This window comes from Kitasatospora sp. A2-31, from assembly GCF_022288725.1.
Lineage (GTDB): Bacteria > Actinomycetota > Actinomycetes > Streptomycetales > Streptomycetaceae > Kitasatospora.
This window is the reverse complement of record NZ_JAKNTA010000034.1, coordinates 1-17,127: the sequence shown is the minus strand read 5'-3', so window position 1 is coordinate 17,127 and position 17,127 is coordinate 1. Positions and strand designations below refer to the sequence as shown.

The following is a 17,127-nucleotide window of genomic DNA, read 5'->3' as shown; positions in this document are numbered from 1 at the left end:
CCTGCTCGATCGAGCCGCCGCCGAAGGCGGCCGCGAAAGCCTGGTAGTCACCGGGGAAGGGTTTCCCGTACAGCTTCTCTGCGGCACCCCAGTCGACAGAGTCCCCGCAGGTCGGCCCGATACATGACAGCAGCTCCCTGATAGCCGACATAGCTGCAAGCGTGTTGGACTGACCGTCATTCACTCTACGGCTCCCATCGTGTCGGGGCATCGTTGCCCATATTGTGCCATTGTCCGTCCTTGAGACTGTACATCTCGTTAGGTACGTCAACCTTAAACAGGCGGGAGGTACCGGCACCCGGCATGTACAGGGTTGCCTCCATGTGGAAATCGGTCGGAACCACCCTGCTTCCGTCATACTTCGGGGTTACCTGATAGTGAACTACTGCGCCCGGATAATGCGCGGGATCGTCCAGAATACGCTTTACCTGCGCCTCATACTTTGCCATGTTCCCCTTTGGGTTCTCCGGCCCTCTTGTGTCCATACGCGTTGAGTTCGCCGTGCGGGCACAGGTAGCGAGGTTCTCGTAGATCGCCCCCTCCCCGCCAAGCGAGCTGGCCAGCAGGTGGCAATTGTTTCGCCATTTCCACGCCGGACCGTTGCCGAGCTTGTACGCATATCCTGCCGCCCAAGCATAGGCGGGCGGGGTCACCGCCTTATTGCCGGACGATACGACATCGCCCCCAGGGTTGTTGTCGATGAAATCCTTAGTAAGGCACGCCTCCGCGCCGGTGGCACGAGAGCCATTCGCCTGGTCAACCGGCGAGTACTTGCGCCACCCGCCACCGAAGCCATTTCGACAGTCACCGGAGTCGTCATCTGGCGCGGGCGCTGGCCTTCCGCGGGGCTCTGGCTTCGGTTCGGTGAGCAGGTCGTCAGCTACGTCGATTAGGGCCTCGGTACCGGCGACGACCCCAGAGCCGACGAGGGTGACAGCGCCGACCACCACCGGGGTGCCCTCCACCACCACGGTGGTGACGACAGCGGTGCCGACGGTCACGACGGTGTCCGTGAAGAAGTCAATCGCACTGGGGCCAGCGTGCGGGCGGTCGTTGTCGTTGATCGGGCGGGTATCGGCCGGCGGCTTGGGCCTGGGCAAGGTTGGACCGGAAGGCCTGCTCGGGCCGGAAGGCCTGCCTGGGCCGGGGCGACGATTGTGCGGGCCCGTGTTGCGGGGGGCTCCGTCACCTGAGCCGCCTCCGCGGGGGATTCTCCTCAGGTCACTTGTGGATGTGATTGTCCTGTTCAGTTCAGTTGTTACCGAGGGAGCTGGCCGATAGCCGGAGCCGCCGCAGTCAGTCGTCCACCAGTACTTGTCGCAGTCAATCCGCGGCCCGTCGGAGAACCCGCCTCGGAAATCCTCCGAACCATACGGGAGCTTTATAGGCAGGTCGGGGATGCACACAAGCGGGATGCGCCACGGCACCCAGTGTCGAATGGTCTCGCAGGGGTTGTGCCCCGACGGGTCCGTCGAGTCGATCGGGTCGCCGTTGCCGTACGTGAACCGGTTCCCCTGGATAGACGGGGTGGTGCCCAGCTGCCAGGAGTCGCGCGAGGCGAAGGTGCCGCTGCCGGGTCGGTACCAGCGGGCGGCCATGTTGACGTCACCCGAGGCGGGGTCGGTCCAACCGCTTTGATATCCGAGCGAGTTGGTGGCACCGGCGCTGGCCGTGGGCTTGCCGAAGGGGTCGTAAGCGGTGGAGCCGGCGACGCCCTTGGCGGCGGGGTCAATGGTGGCGACCACGTCGGAGTGCTGGTCGCTGATCACTAGGCGGGGGTTGGGCGTTGCTCCGGTAGCAGCCGTGCCCAGGAGCCTGCCGCCGGGGGTGCGGGTGTAGCTGGCGGTGCCGTCCGTGACCACGTTATTGGAGCCGCCGTCGTAGGTGAAGGCGGTGTTCCCGCTCCGAACGACGCGGTCGGTCGAGTCGTACGTGTACGTGGACGGCCCTTCCTTGACCATCCGGTCGAAGCCGTCGAACTGGACGTCCTTGGGCTGTGAGCCCTGGGCAGTGCTACCGGTGAGGGTGCCACGGGCCGAGTAGCTGTACGTTGTGGTGCCGTCGTTCAGCAGCTCGTTGCGCTCGTCGAAGCTGGAGGTGACGCCGCCGGCGGAGATCCGGTTGCCGGCCGCGTCCCAGGTGTACGCGGTGGCGATGGTGCCGTTGTTCCAGTTGGTGAGGCGTCCCGCGAGGTCGTAGCCGTACTGGTTGCTGGCGGCCCCCACGGTGCCGGTGGTGGTCTTGCTGGTGATCCGGCTGTTGACGTCATAGCTGTAGCCGATCGAGGCGACCGTTGCCCCGGCCGGGTTCTTGACGGTGTCGTCGCGCAGTCGGCCGAGGTTGTCGTAGCCGTAGCTGCGGCTGCCGCCACCGGTGCCGTAGCGCTCGGTGGTGAGGCGACCGGCCGTGTCGTAGTCGAATCCGACGGTGGCGCCGGTCAACGGGTCGGTCGCACTGGTGATCTGACCGGCGGCGTTGTAGCCGAAGGCGGTGGTGCCGGCCGCGTCGGTGCGGGCGGTCATCCGGCTGTCGCCGTTGTAGGTGTAGCTGCCGGCGCCGCCGGGACCCGCGGCGGTGAGCAGTTGGCCGCGATCGTTGTAGGTGTAGGTGTCCGGGGTGGTGCCGGGAGTGCCGACGGATATCAGGCGGCCGGCGGCGTCGTAGCCGAGGGTGCGGTCCGGGGTCGCCACCTCGGCGCCCGTGGCGCTCTCCTGGATCAGGTTGCCCGCGCCATCGTAGCTGCGGCGGCGAACCACGCCACCCGGCTCGGTCAGCGTGACGGCTCGTCCGGCCGCGTCGTAGCTGGTGGTGAACAGGCCTTCGGCGGCGCTCGGGTGGGCGGTGGTCGGCGGTTCGACCGTCGACTCGGGGAGCCCGAGGGAGTTGTAGGTGTAGTACACCGCAACGTTCTTCCCGTTGGTCCAGCGCGTCTTGCGCCCGCCAGCGTCATAGCCGACCGATGTGGTGATCGTCTGCCCGGCGGCGACCGGTTCGACCTGTTGGACCGCCAGGCCAGCCGCATTGTAGCTGAACTGCCGCGAGTGAGCGGCGATGTCGGCGCTGCTCGCCACCTTGTCGGTGGCGCTGACGACGTTCCCCTCCGGGTCGTACGTAGCGTACTGGGTGGCCACGGAGGCCCCTGCGGTGTCCAGATCGGTCGTACTCACTGTCCGCCCGAGCCGGTCGTAGCCGGTGACGGTCGCGGTCCCGTCGGCCCTGGTCACCCGGCTGGTCCGGCCGAGGCCGTCGTAGGCCAAGCGGACGGTGACGCCGGTCGCGTCGGTGGCGCTGAGCACCTGGCCGACAGCGTTGTAGTTCACCTTGCTGACGGCACCGCCCGGCAGGGTGGAGCTGAGCTGGTTGCCCGCGTCGTCCCAGGTGAAGGTGCTGGTGTAGGCCGCCACCGCGGGGTAGCGCTCCAGCTGGGTGCTGGTGATGCGCCTTCCGAGGTCGTCGTAGGTGGACTGGCTGACCGCGCCTGTCGGGCCGGTGCTGGAGAGCAGTTCGCCGTCAAGGTCGTAGGACTTGGTGACGGTCGGTGCGGTGGCACCTCCGCTCGCCGGGAGGGTGGTCTGCACCACGTTGCCGAACTGGTCGTACCGCATGGTGCTGGTCAGCTTGAGACCGGTCGGGTCGACGACGGTCCTGACGGGCCGGCCGAGTGCGTCGTACTCGACCGTGGAGGTCGGCGTGACCTTGGCGCCGGACTGCGGGTCGGTGTAGGCGGCGCCGGCCACGGCGATCTGGTGGCCGTCCAGGTCGTAGGTGTTGGTGACGGTGTTGCCCAGCGGGTCGACCTGGGAGGTGACCTGGCCGTAGGTGTCGTAGCCAGTCCGGCTGATCGGCCGGACCTGCTGCGGCTTGCTTCCGCGGCTGGTCGGGTCGTACGACTCCGCGCTGAACAGCGGGCCGGTGGTGACGGTGGGCCGACCGGCCTCGTCGTACCCGACGCTGCTGGTGTACGCGGAGGGGTCGGCGCCGACCGCGTTGCCGTTCGGACTGGTGGTGCTGGTGCGCAGCCCGCGGCTGTTGTAGCCATACGCCACCACCGAGTCCGCGGGCTGGTTGCGGGCGGTCTGCTTGAGCACGTTCCCGGTGACGTCGTAGGCGTAGTCGATCTGGGTCGAGCTCGCGTCCCCGCCGCCGGTACTGACCACACTGGTCGGACGGTCGGCCACGTCGTAGGTGTACGTGGTGGTGAGGTTGAGGCCTCCGGGGTCGACGCTCGTCCGGGTGACCCGGCCAGCCGCGTCGTAGGCGGTGGCGGTGGTGGTCCTGCCGCTACCCGTGACCCGCTGGGTGAGGTGGCCCGCGTCGTCGTAGGTGTTCTGCTGGAGCACCACGTTGCGCAGGGTGCCGTCGGTGTTGTGGTAGCCGTCGAGGTCGACCTCGGCGACCGTGTTGTCGTCGTTGTAGTAGGTGTGGGTGGTGCGCCCCATGGCGTCGGTGGCGGTGGCGGGGCGGCCGGCGGGATCGTAGCCGCGCGAGTCGACGACCTGCCAGCGCGGTGCGGTCGGGGTGGCGCTGCTGCCGGTGTAGTTGGTGACGGCGGTCTGCTGCAGCTGCCCCATGGGCGAGTGGCTGTAGCTGTAGGTGGTGCCGGCCGCGTCGGTCTGGGTGGCGACGTTGCCGTAGCGGTCGTAGGTGTACGAGGTCAGGTGGCCGCCGGGGTCCTTGACCTGCTTCACCCGGCTGGTGTCGGGTTCGTACGTCCAGGTGGTGGTGCGCGGCTGGTCGCCGCCGGTGGTGTCGGCGACGGTCTGGCTCACCTGGTTGCCGTCGACGTCGTAGGCGGTGGTGACCTGCCGTGTGTGCTTGGCGCCGGTGACGGCGTCGGTGGTGTAAGGGTCGGTGCGGGTGACCTGGTTGTCCTGGCCGTCCCAGGTGTAGTTGGTCTCCAGCATCCGGGGCGCGGAAGCGCTGCCGCCCGGGCAGTCGTCGCAGCCGTACGCCTGGCTGATGGTGCGGCCGAGGTTGTCGTAGCGGTAAGTGACCTTGGGGCGCAGCGGGGAGGTGACGGAGGCGACGTCGCCGTTGGTCCGGTAGGTGTAGGTGGTCTGTTGGTCGGCGGGGATCTTGTTCGGGTCGGGGTAGGCGGCCGCGTCGAGCAGGCCGGTCTGGGCCCGGACCAGTCCGGCCGGTACGGTTCCGCCGTCCTGGGCTTGGGTGGTGGCATCGGTGCGCAGGGTGTAGCTGATGCGGCCCCGGGGGAAGTCGGGCGTGGCCGGGGTGGTGGTGGAGGTCAGCTGGCCGTTGGCGTCGTAGGCGTAGCGGGTGGTGTAGGTGGTGTCGCCGGGGCCTGAGGACCGGGCGTCGCTGGAGGTCAGGATCTTGTCGTTGGCCGGGTTGAAGGGGTTGCCGGTGTCCAGGTAGTACGTGGCGTAGCTGGTCTGGCAGCTTCCGGCGCCGCGGCAGGTGGTGCGGGAGACGGTGTTGCCGCGGGCGTCGTGTCCGGTGGTGATGGTGTGGCCGTTCGGGTCGCTGACGGCGTAGAGGTACCCGGCGGTGTCGTAGCTGTAGCGGGTGGTGTTGCCGTAGCCGTCGCTGCGGGAGAGCAGGCGTGAGGAGCGGGTGTCGTACTGGTAGGTCAGGTTGTAGCCGGTCGGGTCGGTGACGACGGCGGTGGTGACGGGCGTGGCGGTGCCGCCGTCGCCCATGGACTTGTAATGGGTGGTGACGGTGTCCGGGTCGAGGCGGGTGCTGTAGTACGAGACTTCGGCGATGTTGCCGTTGAAGTGGTCGGCGCCGCCTCCGGGCCAGCCCCATCCGGTGGTGGTGCCGGCTCCGATGTAGACGTACGGCGTGCCGTTGAAGGTGATCTTGCGTCCGCTGGTGTCAGAGGCGCTGGCACGGCCGTCGATGTAGATGGTTTGGCCGCTGTCATCGGCAGCGAGGACCACCTGGTGCCACTTGCCGTCGTTGACGGTCCGGTCGGAGGTCATGACTGCACCCGAGCCCATCCAGAATTCACCGTGGATGCGGCCGTCCGAACCGACGTACAGCGCCGGGTTCCAGCTATTCCCCAGGGGGCCGCCCACCGGGAAGTCCTGGTAGCTGTACAGCGGTCCGCCGCTGGTGGTCTTGAACCACAGCTCGACGCTGGCTGGGCCGTGAACGGGTGCGGCGTCGGACGGGAGCTGGATCTGCGAGGTGGTGCCGTTGAAGACGGCCGACCTCTGGTTGGGGTCGTTGGAGGGGCCGTTGCCATTCAGTAGGACGTCGGTCAGGTTGCCGGTGTTGACGTCGGGGCGAGCGTCGCCGAGTTGGCTGGCGGCGTACCAGGAGCCGGACGGGTCGTTGAGGCGCCAGTAGCCGAGGGCGCTGTCCTGGATCACTTTGGTGCGGTAGGCGCTCGCGGCGTCCAAGCCTCCAATCACGGCGGTGGAGGTGGCGCGGTTGTAGTGGCCGGAGACCGTGTCCTTGGTGAGCCGGTATCGGTAGGTCGAGAAGTCAGCGATGGCGCCGTTGAAGTAGCCGACCTGGTCCGACGGCGGGTTGGGCCAGCCGCCGGTCCACCCGGCGCCGAGGTAGGCATAAGCCGAGCCGTTGTAGGTGATGGGCAGCGCCGTGGTGCTGGTCGCGGTGGGAGCACCGTCCAGGTAGAGGGTCTGGCCGGAGCCGTCGCCGGTCAGGGCGACGTGGTGCCATGCCCCGTCCGTGACGGTGTTGGCCGAGACCAGGGCGTTGTCGGCCGAGCCGGTCCACAGTGCACCGTGGAGCTTCTTGTCGGAGCCGATGTAGAGCGCCGGGTTCCAGTGATCAGTCGAGCCATTGATCGGCTTACCGTCGATCGGGAACGACTGGTGGCTGTACAGCACGCCGGGGGTGGTGGTCTTGAACCAGAGCTCGACGGTGGCCGCACCCCAGTGCTTGGGCGCGGTGTTGGGAGGCAGTTGGACGTACGCGTTGGCGCCGTTGAAGCCGGTGGCCGTGGAAGTGCCGGAGGCCCAGGGGCCGGATTGGCAGCAGGTGGTGTTGTGGTAGCTAGCTCGGTTCTGCGCCAGCGCCGCGGAGGAGATCAGCTCGGTGGCCTGGTTACCGGTGGTGTCGTCCATGCGCCAGTAGCCGGTCGGGTGGGCGTCGACGACGGCCGCGTCGTACTGGACGGCGCCACTGGTGGTGGCCAGCTGGTAGAGGCTCGCGACGGCCGTGCTGTCCATGCCGTGCGGGAAGGCGGCCACGTTCGAGATCTGGCCCTCGAAGTGGCCGGAGTCGTCGCCGGGGGCAGCGGGCCAGCCGAGGGAGACGGCGCCGGCGCCGACGAAGACGTGTTCGACGCCGTTGGGGGTGATGGTGCCGTCCAGCGGTCCGGCGCTCTGCGCACCGTCCACGTAGAGGCGTTGGGAGGTGGGGCTGTCGGCGGAGAGCAGGGCGAAGTGCCACTTGTCGTCGTTCACGGTGGCGGCACTGGCCATGGTGTGGGAGGCATCGCCGGTCCACAGCTGCGCGTGGAGCTTCCCGTCGGTGCCGACGTACAGGGCCGGGTTCCAGTGCAGGCCCCACTGGGTGTGGGGCGCGTTGACGGGGAAGGACTGGTAGCTCAGCAGGACGCCGGCGCTACTGGTCTTGAACCACATCCCGAGCGCTCCCGGGCCGGACTGGGGCGCGTAGGAGGCCGGCAGCTCGGCCCAGGAGGTGCTGCCGTTGAAGGAGGCGGATCCGGTGGAACCTGCCATGGGCCCCGCGGACCCGAGGGCGACATCGGAGTAGGTGCCGTTGTTGGGGGTCGGCCGCGGTGTGTAGATCTGGTTGGCGGCCTGCACGCCAGCGCCGTCGGACAGCCGCCAGTAGCCGCTCGGCCGGGAGCCCATGATCTGGCCCCGGTACTCCTGGGAGGAGCCGGACACGGTCGGGTTGTTGAGCTTCCAGGTGCCACCGTTCTCGTCGGTGACCTGGGATGCGCGGTCCTTGACGGTGTCGTAGGAGATGGCGAGTCGGGTCTTGCCGGAGGGGAGCTTCAGCCCAGACAGCTCGGTCGAGGGCTGGCTGCCAGCCAGCCACAGGGCCTGGACGGCCGGGGCACCGAGGGTTCGGTTGTAGAACGCGACGTCGCTGATGCTGCCGGAGAAGTAGCTCGCCCGGCCGGTGAAGTCACTGAACGGGCTGTCCTGCCACCAGGCACTGGTGAAGCCGCCGCCGACAGCACCAGCACGCTGCCCCGGCGCGAGGACCGGGCCGGCCAGCGTGCCCTGGGCCTGACCGTCGAGGTACAGCGTCTGGGAGGCCCCGGACGCCGACAGCATCGCGAAGTGCCACTGGCCGTCGTTGACCGCCTTGGACGACTGCATGGGGATGGACGAGCCAGCCCAGAACTTGCCGTGAAGTCTTCCGGAGGTCCCGACGTAGAGCGCGGGGGTGTAGTCCCCCGCCGTCGTACCGCTGCCGGGGAAGGTCTCCGTCTGGTAGCTGAACAGCACACCCGAGCCCGTGGTCTTGAACCAGAGCCCGACCGCCGCGTAGGACGAGGTGGACAGCTCGGTCTGCGGCAGCGTCACATAGCCCGTGTTTCCGTCGAAGCTCGCCGCCGTCGCGGAGCCCGCCGGCCCGGGAGTACCCAGGGTCACACCGTCGACGGAGTAGGTCGCATTGTCGTTGCCCTGGTTCTCGACCACCTCGCTGGCCGCGATGCGGCCGGAGGACTCGCCCAGCCGCCAGTACGAGGCGGGGGCGGAGTCGAGAATGGCCGAGCGCATGTGCGAACCCGGGGTGTAGGAGTAGCTGCTGCAGGACCGGGCGGTGTTCCCGCCGGTCGCCGGTGCACAGACCTGGTCCAGCTGGTCCGGGCTATTGGCGTTGTAGGTGTAGGTCCAGGTCTGAGAGGTGTTCCAGTCCGTCCCGGTCACGGGGTCGGTGTAGACCTTCGCGACGTGCCGGTTGCCGGCCGTCCACTCGAAGTGCAGGGCTCGGCCCGAGGAGGTGTCCTTCACCGTCGTCAGGACGCCGTTGGTGTAGGCCAGCTCCTGGGTCCGTCCGAGCGCGTCGCGCACCAGGGACAGGGCGTAGCCGGCGCCCGAAGCGGCGTGGAACTCGTAGCGCGTCCCGTCCTTGGCCATCAGGTCGAAACCGGAGGGGGCCTTGCTGAGGGACTGGAACTCACCCGGCGGCGGCGTGTACAGGGCGCCCTTGTTCGGGTCGGCACCGAAGCGGGCGGCCCGGCCGCTGGCGGTGGTCAGGACAACGGAGTCGGTGCCGTCGTCATCGGGCTGGACCCGCATGTCGAAGTTGGAGGTCCAGCCGCTGCCGAACAGCGTCGAGGTACGCGGGTCCAGGGAGTTGTAGGAGCGGTTGACCGTCAGGGCCGGTCCGATGCTCTTGACGTCGGCGTCGGTGGCCGTCGTGGTGTAGTTGCCGACCTTGGCGTCGAAGGGGCGGCCGGCTCCGTCGCCGACGGCACCGCCGAGGTGGGAGGTGACCACCGGCTGCTGGACCTGGGTGGAGAAGGAGACCGTGCCGGAGAGGGGGCTCGCGCCGATGTGGTCACCGTCCATGACGTTCCACAGATAGCTGGTGTTCCAGGCGAGCTTGCCGGGCGGCACGGCCCATGAGGTGCTGGGCTGCCAGCCTGACTCGGCGACGAGCTGCGGGTCGCCCGACGCAGGGTTGGTGTAGACCTTGAAGTAGTAGTCCACGCCCGTGCCGGGGTAGTTGTCCGGGTCGTGGCCGGTGGCGTAGAGCTGCGGCGTGAGGCTGCCGACCACGGTGTTGTTGGGCGGCGCCAGTGCGTCCAGTTGGGGCGCGGTGTTGGCCCCGGTGACGGTGGTGCAGGTGCCGAAGGGGATCGAGTAGGAGTCGTGCAGGGATGTGGTCCCGCCGACGTAGCCGTCCCAGCAGAGGTAGTAGGAGCGTCCGAGCGGCAGCGGCGGGATCACCCCGTTGACGGTCACGGAGTCGTAGGTCTTGACCAGTCCGGAGACGCCGGTGAGCGGCGCGTTGAACCACTGCTCGTTCCAGTTCGAATCGAAGAACCGGGCCTTGACCTGCATGCTCTGCCAGTTCCACCAGTTGGCCGCCATGTTGGTGAGGGTGACCTGCTGGTAGCCGGGGGTGTTGTAGGTCGGCGGCATGTAGCTGCCGGCCGGTGCGTAGGTCGCGGCCCAGTCGCTGTAGACGATCGACAGGTAGGGCGGGTAGGCGCTGTTGGCGCTGGAGAACTTCTTCCAGTCGTAGGAGTTCGTGGTGCTGGCCGTCAGCGCGAGGCCGTAGTTGGCGCCGCCCCGGGCCCAGCTCTCGACCAGCTGCACGCCCGGGTCGTTGTGACTGCGGCCCAAATCGATGCTTTCCCACATCGCTCCGCCACACGTGTCGCCAGCGGAGAAGTTGGCGGTTCCCAGTTGCTGGCCGATCGACACACCGGGGTAGGTGTTGATCGTCGCAGGGTCCCACCAGCTGGTGATCTGGTTCACGTAGACCGGGTGCGGGGAGCACTCGTAGGAGTGGGTGTTGTTCAGGTTGAGGGTCACCGCGTGCAGGTAGTCGTTCGACAACACGTTGGCTACGGCGGGGAAGTACAGGTAACTGTTGATCTTCGAGGCGCCACCGTCGGAGGTGCCGATCCGCAGCAACGGGTCGGTGGAGAAGTTCGCCCTCTGGTCGGAGCGGACGAAGGTCGACTGGCCGACGCCGATGGACAGGGTCGACGGGTCCACGGTGACCGGGAAGACGCGCTTGGCGTCGTGCAGCCAGGCCGCGTCCAGGTCCATCTGCAGAGCGGGCACGCCGTTCTGGTCGATCAGATGGTAGGTGACACCGTCGCTGCCCACGCCGTCGCCGGAGGCCGGGTCGATCTTCGAGTCCATCATCGAGCCGCGCGGAATCGCCAGCCGCACGGCACCTGAGGTGTCCTTGAACTGGACCTCTCCGGCCGACCCGATCGCCGGGGTCAGTCCGGTGGTGTGCAGTGGGAAGACCCAGTTGGTCGGGGCGCTCGCATCGTGCAGGACCAGGGATTCCTTGATGCCCTGGGCGAGGCCGTTGTAGACGACATCGCTCGCGGGGCGTGCGAGCGGATACGTCAGGGTGTCGCCTTGGACGACGCCGCGCACTGGGGCCGCGCCCTGCAGCCCGTAGGAGACCGCGTGCTCCGCGTCCAGGGTCCAGCTCACGACCGAGGGGTCGTCGGACCTGACCGCGAAGCTGGCCTGCTGGCTGTTGGCCTGCTCGGCCCAACGGCCGGCGCGGTCCAGCGAGAAGTTGGTGTTGATGTCGTCCCAGCTGCCGTCGGCCTTCTTGTAGTGCACGGGCCGGGGGTAGGCGCGCAGGGTCTTGGTACCGTCCGGGTTCTGGAAGACCGAGGTGCTGTCGGTCCGGGCACCGGCGACCTCCGTGCCTTCGACGGGCAGACTCGGAGAGCCGGAACTGGTGTTGGCGTCGTTGCGGGCCTGAAGGTCCTTCGCCGAGGGTGACGCAGGCGTAGCGCTGCGGTTCTTCGCCCCCTTGCCGTCCTTGAGGTCGTCCTGCGGCGCGGCCGCATTGGGCTGCGCCGCAGCGCCGGACTGGGGGCTGCCGGGCTTGGCATCCCCGGGGTGGTGTTCCAGGGACGGCGGTGGGGTGACGGCCCCACCCTTCACCGGGGTCTTGGGCTGCCCGTCGCCAGAAGGGTGCGTGGCGGTGTCGCCCGTCACCGCCTTGGTCTCGGGCAGTTCACCGGGGCCCGGCCGGTGGGTGGACTCCCCGGGAGCACCGCCGTCCTTCCTGGTCTGTGAGGACGGCACCGTGTGGCTGCCCCCGCTCGGGTCACCGCTGACCTGCTGCGGAGTCTTCGGCGTGACCGTCGACACCGGGGCTTTGGTCGCCGTGAACGCGCTCGCTTCTTGCGTGCCAAGGGCAAGCAGAAGCGCCAAAGAGGTAATGAGTGCAAGCGAGCGACGCACGACAAGTCCTTCAAGTGCAGGCGAAACGACCGACTCTCCCCTACAGGCGTTCGGTCTGTGCCCTTCCTATCGGTCGTCAGTGCGAGAGGTACAGCCAGGAACTGACGCAGTCATGGTCACTTTGTTCAATATAGGGACATCATAGGCCGAAATGTTCTTAAGAGATTTTTCATCTTCTTTACCGAACAATGGAAACCACCAGGCGAGACTTGACCGCGCCCACCACACACCACCCGCCAGGAGAAGCCCGCATGACGCCCCATCTCACCCCCCGCCTCCGGTGGGCGCTCGGACTTACCGCGGCGCTGGTCGTAGCGGGTACCGGTGTCGGGATGTGGCTCGGGAGCGAAAGTGACGACAAGGCTGGCCTTCCAGCCGTCATAAGCCCCTCCAACATCGCTGGACGCCGAACGGCCTGCCTCACCGGCGACGCCACGGAAGCGGCGAGGCACAGCGACACCAGCGCGATCTGGTCAGCTCTTCAAGACGCCTCCCAGCAAAACGACCTGAACGTGCAACAACTCCTTGTCCCGGCAACCACCGCCGACCAGGCCCTCCCCTACCTCGCGGGACTTGCAGCACAGCACTGCGACCTCGTTGTCGCCATCGGACCAACCTTCAATCAGGCGCTGGAAACTGCATCCAAAGCCAACCCGCATACCCGGTTCGTCGCCGTGACGACCGACGGGCAACCCGCGCCAGGCGGAGTTGCCACGGTCATGGGCAGCGCCAACGAGAAAGCCGCCGAGATCCGTCGCCGCGCACTCGACCTGCCCGCCCCCGGCAACTGACCGGCTAAGCCTCGCTCCGCCGCGCGCCCACGCGCGCTACACCTCATCGCGCCCGCTACCGGTCGGCAAGACCTCCGGCCACTTCCCCCCACTGTCCTCGACGCCATACACGCCAGCGGCGAAGCGACCGCTCCCAGCTGACCCCGGCGCCGCCGTCCCGGGCTGCGCTGCCCAGATCAAGGACCTTGTGCAGTTCGGACCGTCCGTGTCGGCTGGACTCGCTCGGCGCCGGGGGTGGGCTGGCCTGCGGGTGGAGGGAGCTGTAGGCACCAGGGAAGGAGCGACGCGGTGGCCTAGCGTCCGGCGTGGCGCCGCCAGCGGGTCGGCCACCCGCAGCGCCGGCCGGCCGAGCCGAAGCGGCCGGCCGGACGGGAACAGCAGGGCGGCGATGCCCTCCCGGCGGCGCCGGGCGTGGGAGCCACGCGGACGGGCGTTCGCACGATTGCTGATGGTCCTGGTCGGCAGGGCGTGGCTCAGGTGTGCCCGACCGTGGCGGACCTGTGCCTGGTCGCCGAGGAGCATCCGGGCCACCACCGAGATGCTGTCCCACCCGATCGGAGGACCTGGTCGGCTCGTCGGCTATCCCCGGCTCCCGGGCGTGGTGATCACCTCAGGTCGAAGTCGTTGGGGTCGAAGTCGAAGTCGTCGGCGGTGAAGCCGCCGTAGCCGGCGCCGCCGTTGAAGTAGTCCGCGAGGGCCTGACCGACGATCTGCCGCACCTCGTCCTCGTTCTCGGCGATGGCCAGGGCGGCGGCCTGCTCGCCCGTGAGGTTCAGGTGGATGTCGCGGGCCCGGACGGCGTCCGAGCCGCGGATCTCGAAGCTCACGGCGCGGCCGACCCGGGCCCCGATCCCGGAGACGGTGCCGCGCTGGGCCAGCTGCTTGGCCTTGCGTTCCCGGCCCCGCTCGGTGGTCTGCACGTCGACCGCCTCGCGCTGTAGCCGTTCGGCGTCCTCTCCCTTGGGGTGGCGTGTGCCGTCGATCCAGCGCAGCACGGTGCGCGGCGCGACGCCGTAGGCCGCGGCCATGGCCTTGGTGTTCCCGCCGTACTTGCGCTCCCGCACCTGGCCGGCCTGCGTCGTGGACTGCACCGGCGCCTTCCGGGAGGGGAACAGCGCCTCGCGCACCCGGCCGAACAACCCCTTGCCCGCCATCAGTTCCCGCCTTCCTTAGCGTCGTTGCCGGTGTCGGGCTGCTCGTGGCCGATCGCGGTGCCGTCGGTGGCGTAGTGGTGGACCAGCTTGGAAGGGTGCTCACGGCGCTCCATCGCCTCGATGGCGGCCTGGAGCGGGATCGAGGACTCGTGCTTGTGGCTGCCCGGGGCGATGCCCAGGCGCAGCGCTCCCGGGACGGGGGTGCCGTCGTCCTTGACCGGAAGGAGTTCCAGTGGGGTGGGGGCGTCGGTGGCGTACAGGTAGCTGTCCACGTTGATGGCGAAGGGGGCGCGGCCGGTGAGCTGCCAGGTTTTGCGCAGGCGGCGGTGGGCGGCGATGCGGGCGGCGGCGATGATGTGGAAGCGGATCTCCGGGCGGTAGGACCAGGCGGCGGCGATCTTCTCCAACCAGGTCTCGTCGTCCAGGTGGCGGGCGGAGTCGGCCCACTTCCCGATGCCGCCCTTGTAGATGTTCTTGTACAGCCCGGCGAGGACCAGGGCGTCCGCGCGGACCGGGTCGGTGCCGACGTCCTTGTGCACGGCGTAGGCGGCGAGGAACTCGGCAGGGGCCTGGCCGTCGGCCAGGCCGAGGTCGGCGTAGGCGCGCTTGTAGCCGCCACGGATCCGGCCAGTCCACTCCTTGAGCAGCGGTGCGGTGTGGGTCGACAGGTACGCCTCGGTGATGGTGGCCGGGTCGAAGCCGTAGGTGGTGGCCATGTACGCGACGGTCGGGGTGGCGTACCAGCCAGGCCCGGTGGGCGGCTGGCCGTGGAAGGTAGCCGGGTGGGGCAGCAGCTCGTCCACCGGGGTGCTGGTGAAGTCGCACCACCACAGGCCGGCGGTCTTGCCGCCGTCCCACGCCGGGTTCTTCACGTGGTCCAGCGGGCCGATGGGCAGGCGCAGGGAGTCGGTGACGGACAGGTAGGAGGCGCAGACGTCGACCGCGACCGCCCAGGGGCGGACGGCCTCCTGCTCGGTGAGCTCGCGGGCCCACCACTTGTAGTCCTCCTCCTCGCACACCGCCTCGCCCTTGCTGAGGAGTTCGCGGGTGAGCGGGTGGCGGGCCCCGGCAGCCGGCGCAACGCACAGGTCGCCCTTCGGGAGCGCGCCCTCGCGCAGGTGGGAGGACCACTCCCCCGTCGTCTCGTCCTTGACCCACTCCACGCGCGGGCGCACCGCGTCCAGGAGCAGCATCGCGGTGGAGGCTGTGGTGGCGCCGGGGGCGGCGCCGAGGTCGGTGGTGAAGGCGCGGTAGCGGCGGGTCAGGGTGAGGCCGTCCTTCGTGCCGTCGGGGGCGGTGGCGAGCGGGGCGGCCAGGGCGCTGGCCGCCTGCTGGCGGGCATCGCCCTGCCCGAGCCACGGCGCGACGGTGACCCGGACCGAGGTCTTCGGTCCGCCGGCCGATCCGGTGCGGCGGAAGACGTGGAGGCTCGGGCCGATCTGGTCGCTGATCTCCATGCCCACCACGGCGGCGGCCTTCGCCAGCTTGGTGTGCAGCGTGTTCAGGGCCTTCTCGGTGGCGGGCAGGGTGGCGGGCAGGCCGAGCTGCTTGAGGGCGGCGGCGGTCAGGCAGACCATGCCGTCGGCGCCGCGTCCCGAGGCGTGGGCGCGCTCGACGCGCAGCGGCAGGCCGGTGCCCAGCCACGCGAACCAGTCGCCGAGCTTGGTCCCGGCCGGGGCCGGGATCTGCGGGACGTCCAGCACCCAGCCGCCGTCGACGGCGTCCAGCGCGACCGCCGGCCACCAGCGCGCAGCGGCAGCGGACGGAGCAGCGGGGCGCGCCGAAGCCGGACGCGCCGCGGCCGGACGGGCTGCGGCCGGGCGGGCTGCGGCCGGGCGGGCAGGGGTGCGGGCCGTCGCCGGGCGCGGGTTCGCCGGGGCCGACCTGGCGGTGGGCGCGGGCCGGACCGGCTCGGAGGCGACGGGGGCAGCAGCGGGTGCGGGTGTGGCCGTGGGCTGCTCGGCCGGGGCCGGCATCGGCGTCGGCTGCCGGGTGGCTTCGACGGCCGCCTCGGTAGCCGGGGTGGCGGGGCGGCAGAACCCGCCCAGGTGCATCGGGCGGCCCTGGGCGCGGTAGACGGAGGGCTGGCCGCACTGCACGCACGGCGCCGCGACGGCCATCAACAGCGAGCCGTCCGGGTTCTGATCGAGCACCGGAACAGCGAGCGCGTCAGTGGTCTGCTGGGCGGGCGCCGGGGCCTGGACAGGCGTCTGCGGCGTGGCCGGGATCGGCGTCGCCGCGGGCTGCTCGGGCGCCGGGAAACGCGCTGCTAGACCCTCCAGGAGGCGCGTGTAGGCCGGGGCGATGTCCGGGCCCGGGACGGCGCTGCCGTCCTCCCAGCCCAGGATCAGGGCCGAGTTCACCCGCAGGGCCGCGGCGACCTGCGCGGGCGTGAGACCGGCCGCCAGGCGCAGCCGCTTGCGCTCCGCTGGGGCCGGAAGGCCGGTGCTCACGGCGGCGAGCAGCGCGTCGACGGAGTCGGATAGCTCGTCGGACATCGGGGGCTTCTCCTCAGCGTCCGTTGGGGCGGGTCGGGTCGAGACGCGGGTCGCCGAACAGGGCGTCGAAGACGTCCTCGGTGACGCAGGCGATCAGGCCCTGCTCGGCATCGCGCAGGGTGTAGCCGGCGCTGCGCCCGAGGTCGGCCACCGCGATCGGGACCTGGGGGCGGTAGTAGAAGGTCAGTTCCCGGCCCGCGTAGTCGGTCGGGGCTGTGGCCCGATCCGCCGGGGTGAACGGCAGGGTGAACGACGGCAGGTCCACGACGTCCGCCTCGGCGGCCAGGTGCAGGACGCCGTCGTCGACGGTGCGGAACGCGACAACCAGGTTCACCCCGCCGCTGCGCCGGTCGCGCGGCAGCCCGTGCCCCTCGAGGACCCGGCCGAGCTGGGAAGCGGACATTCCGGCCGCCCCGGCCAGCGCGCTCCGGTTCGAGTAGGCACCGACCGCGTCCGCGCGCGACATCGCCACCTCCCGGAACACCGCCAGGTGCTGGATGAGCCGGCTGGTACGAGCGACCAGGTCGACCAGGGCGTCGAAGTCAGAGGCCTGCGGCGGCTCCACCAACCGCTCACCGCGCAGCCCGGCAAGCAGCGCAGTGCCCAAGTCGTCGGGCACCTCGACCTGCTCACCGCCAATGCTGATCCTCACAAGACACTCCGCAACAGTAGGACCTAACCAAATAGTAGGGCTCTGCACTTTGGAAGTCCAGGACGAAGGAGCGCGCGGCTGATGCCACGCGCCCCTGGGCCCGTCCGAGGTCCGCAGCAGACCCGCGTGTCCAACGTCCGGGCCAGTGCGTTGCCAGAGGGA

Annotated in this window: 5 protein-coding genes; 1 reads left to right on the top strand and 4 read right to left on the bottom strand. The window is 69.6% G+C overall.

Going from position 1 to position 17,127, the window contains the following annotated elements; genetic code table 11:
• Positions 1-185 precede the first annotated feature (185 nt).
• Positions 186-11,777 carry a LamG-like jellyroll fold domain-containing protein gene (locus MCM47_RS37795; protein WP_238951516.1) on the bottom strand — a complete coding sequence of 3,864 codons (11,592 nt, stop codon included), beginning with the start codon at positions 11,775-11,777 and terminating at the stop codon, positions 186-188.
• Between the two features lie 344 nt (positions 11,778-12,121).
• Between MCM47_RS37795 and MCM47_RS37790 the strand changes: the two genes are divergently transcribed.
• Positions 12,122-12,661: a hypothetical protein gene (locus tag MCM47_RS37790; RefSeq protein ID WP_238951446.1), complete on the top strand. Its 540-nt coding sequence runs from the start codon at positions 12,122-12,124 to the stop codon at positions 12,659-12,661.
• A 605-nt stretch (positions 12,662-13,266) separates the two neighbouring features.
• Here MCM47_RS37790 and MCM47_RS37785 read toward each other — a convergent pair.
• The 3 genes from MCM47_RS37785 to MCM47_RS37775 are packed head-to-tail and all read right to left on the bottom strand — an operon-like array spanning position 13,267 to position 16,965.
• Positions 13,267-13,815, bottom strand: a complete 549-nt coding sequence (locus MCM47_RS37785) for a hypothetical protein (RefSeq protein ID WP_238951447.1) — start codon at positions 13,813-13,815, stop codon at positions 13,267-13,269.
• A complete protein-coding gene (locus tag MCM47_RS37780; protein WP_238951448.1) occupies positions 13,815-16,313 on the bottom strand; it encodes a hypothetical protein in 2,499 nt (832 codons plus the stop codon). Before MCM47_RS37780 ends, MCM47_RS37785 begins: the two co-directional genes overlap by 1 nt.
• A gap of 13 nt (positions 16,314-16,326) precedes the next feature.
• Positions 16,327-16,965, bottom strand: a complete 639-nt coding sequence (locus MCM47_RS37775) for a hypothetical protein (protein ID WP_238951449.1) — start codon at positions 16,963-16,965, stop codon at positions 16,327-16,329.
• Between the last annotated feature and the right edge of the window lie 162 nt (positions 16,966-17,127).

Coding starts and splice junctions, on each gene's coding strand:
- MCM47_RS37790 (WP_238951446.1), top strand. CDS start 12,122: ATGACGCCCCATCTCACCCCCCGCCTCCGGTGGGCGCTCGGACTTACC.
- MCM47_RS37785 (WP_238951447.1), bottom strand. CDS start 13,815: ATGGCGGGCAAGGGGTTGTTCGGCCGGGTGCGCGAGGCGCTGTTCCCC.
- MCM47_RS37780 (WP_238951448.1), bottom strand. CDS start 16,313: ATGTCCGACGAGCTATCCGACTCCGTCGACGCGCTGCTCGCCGCCGTG.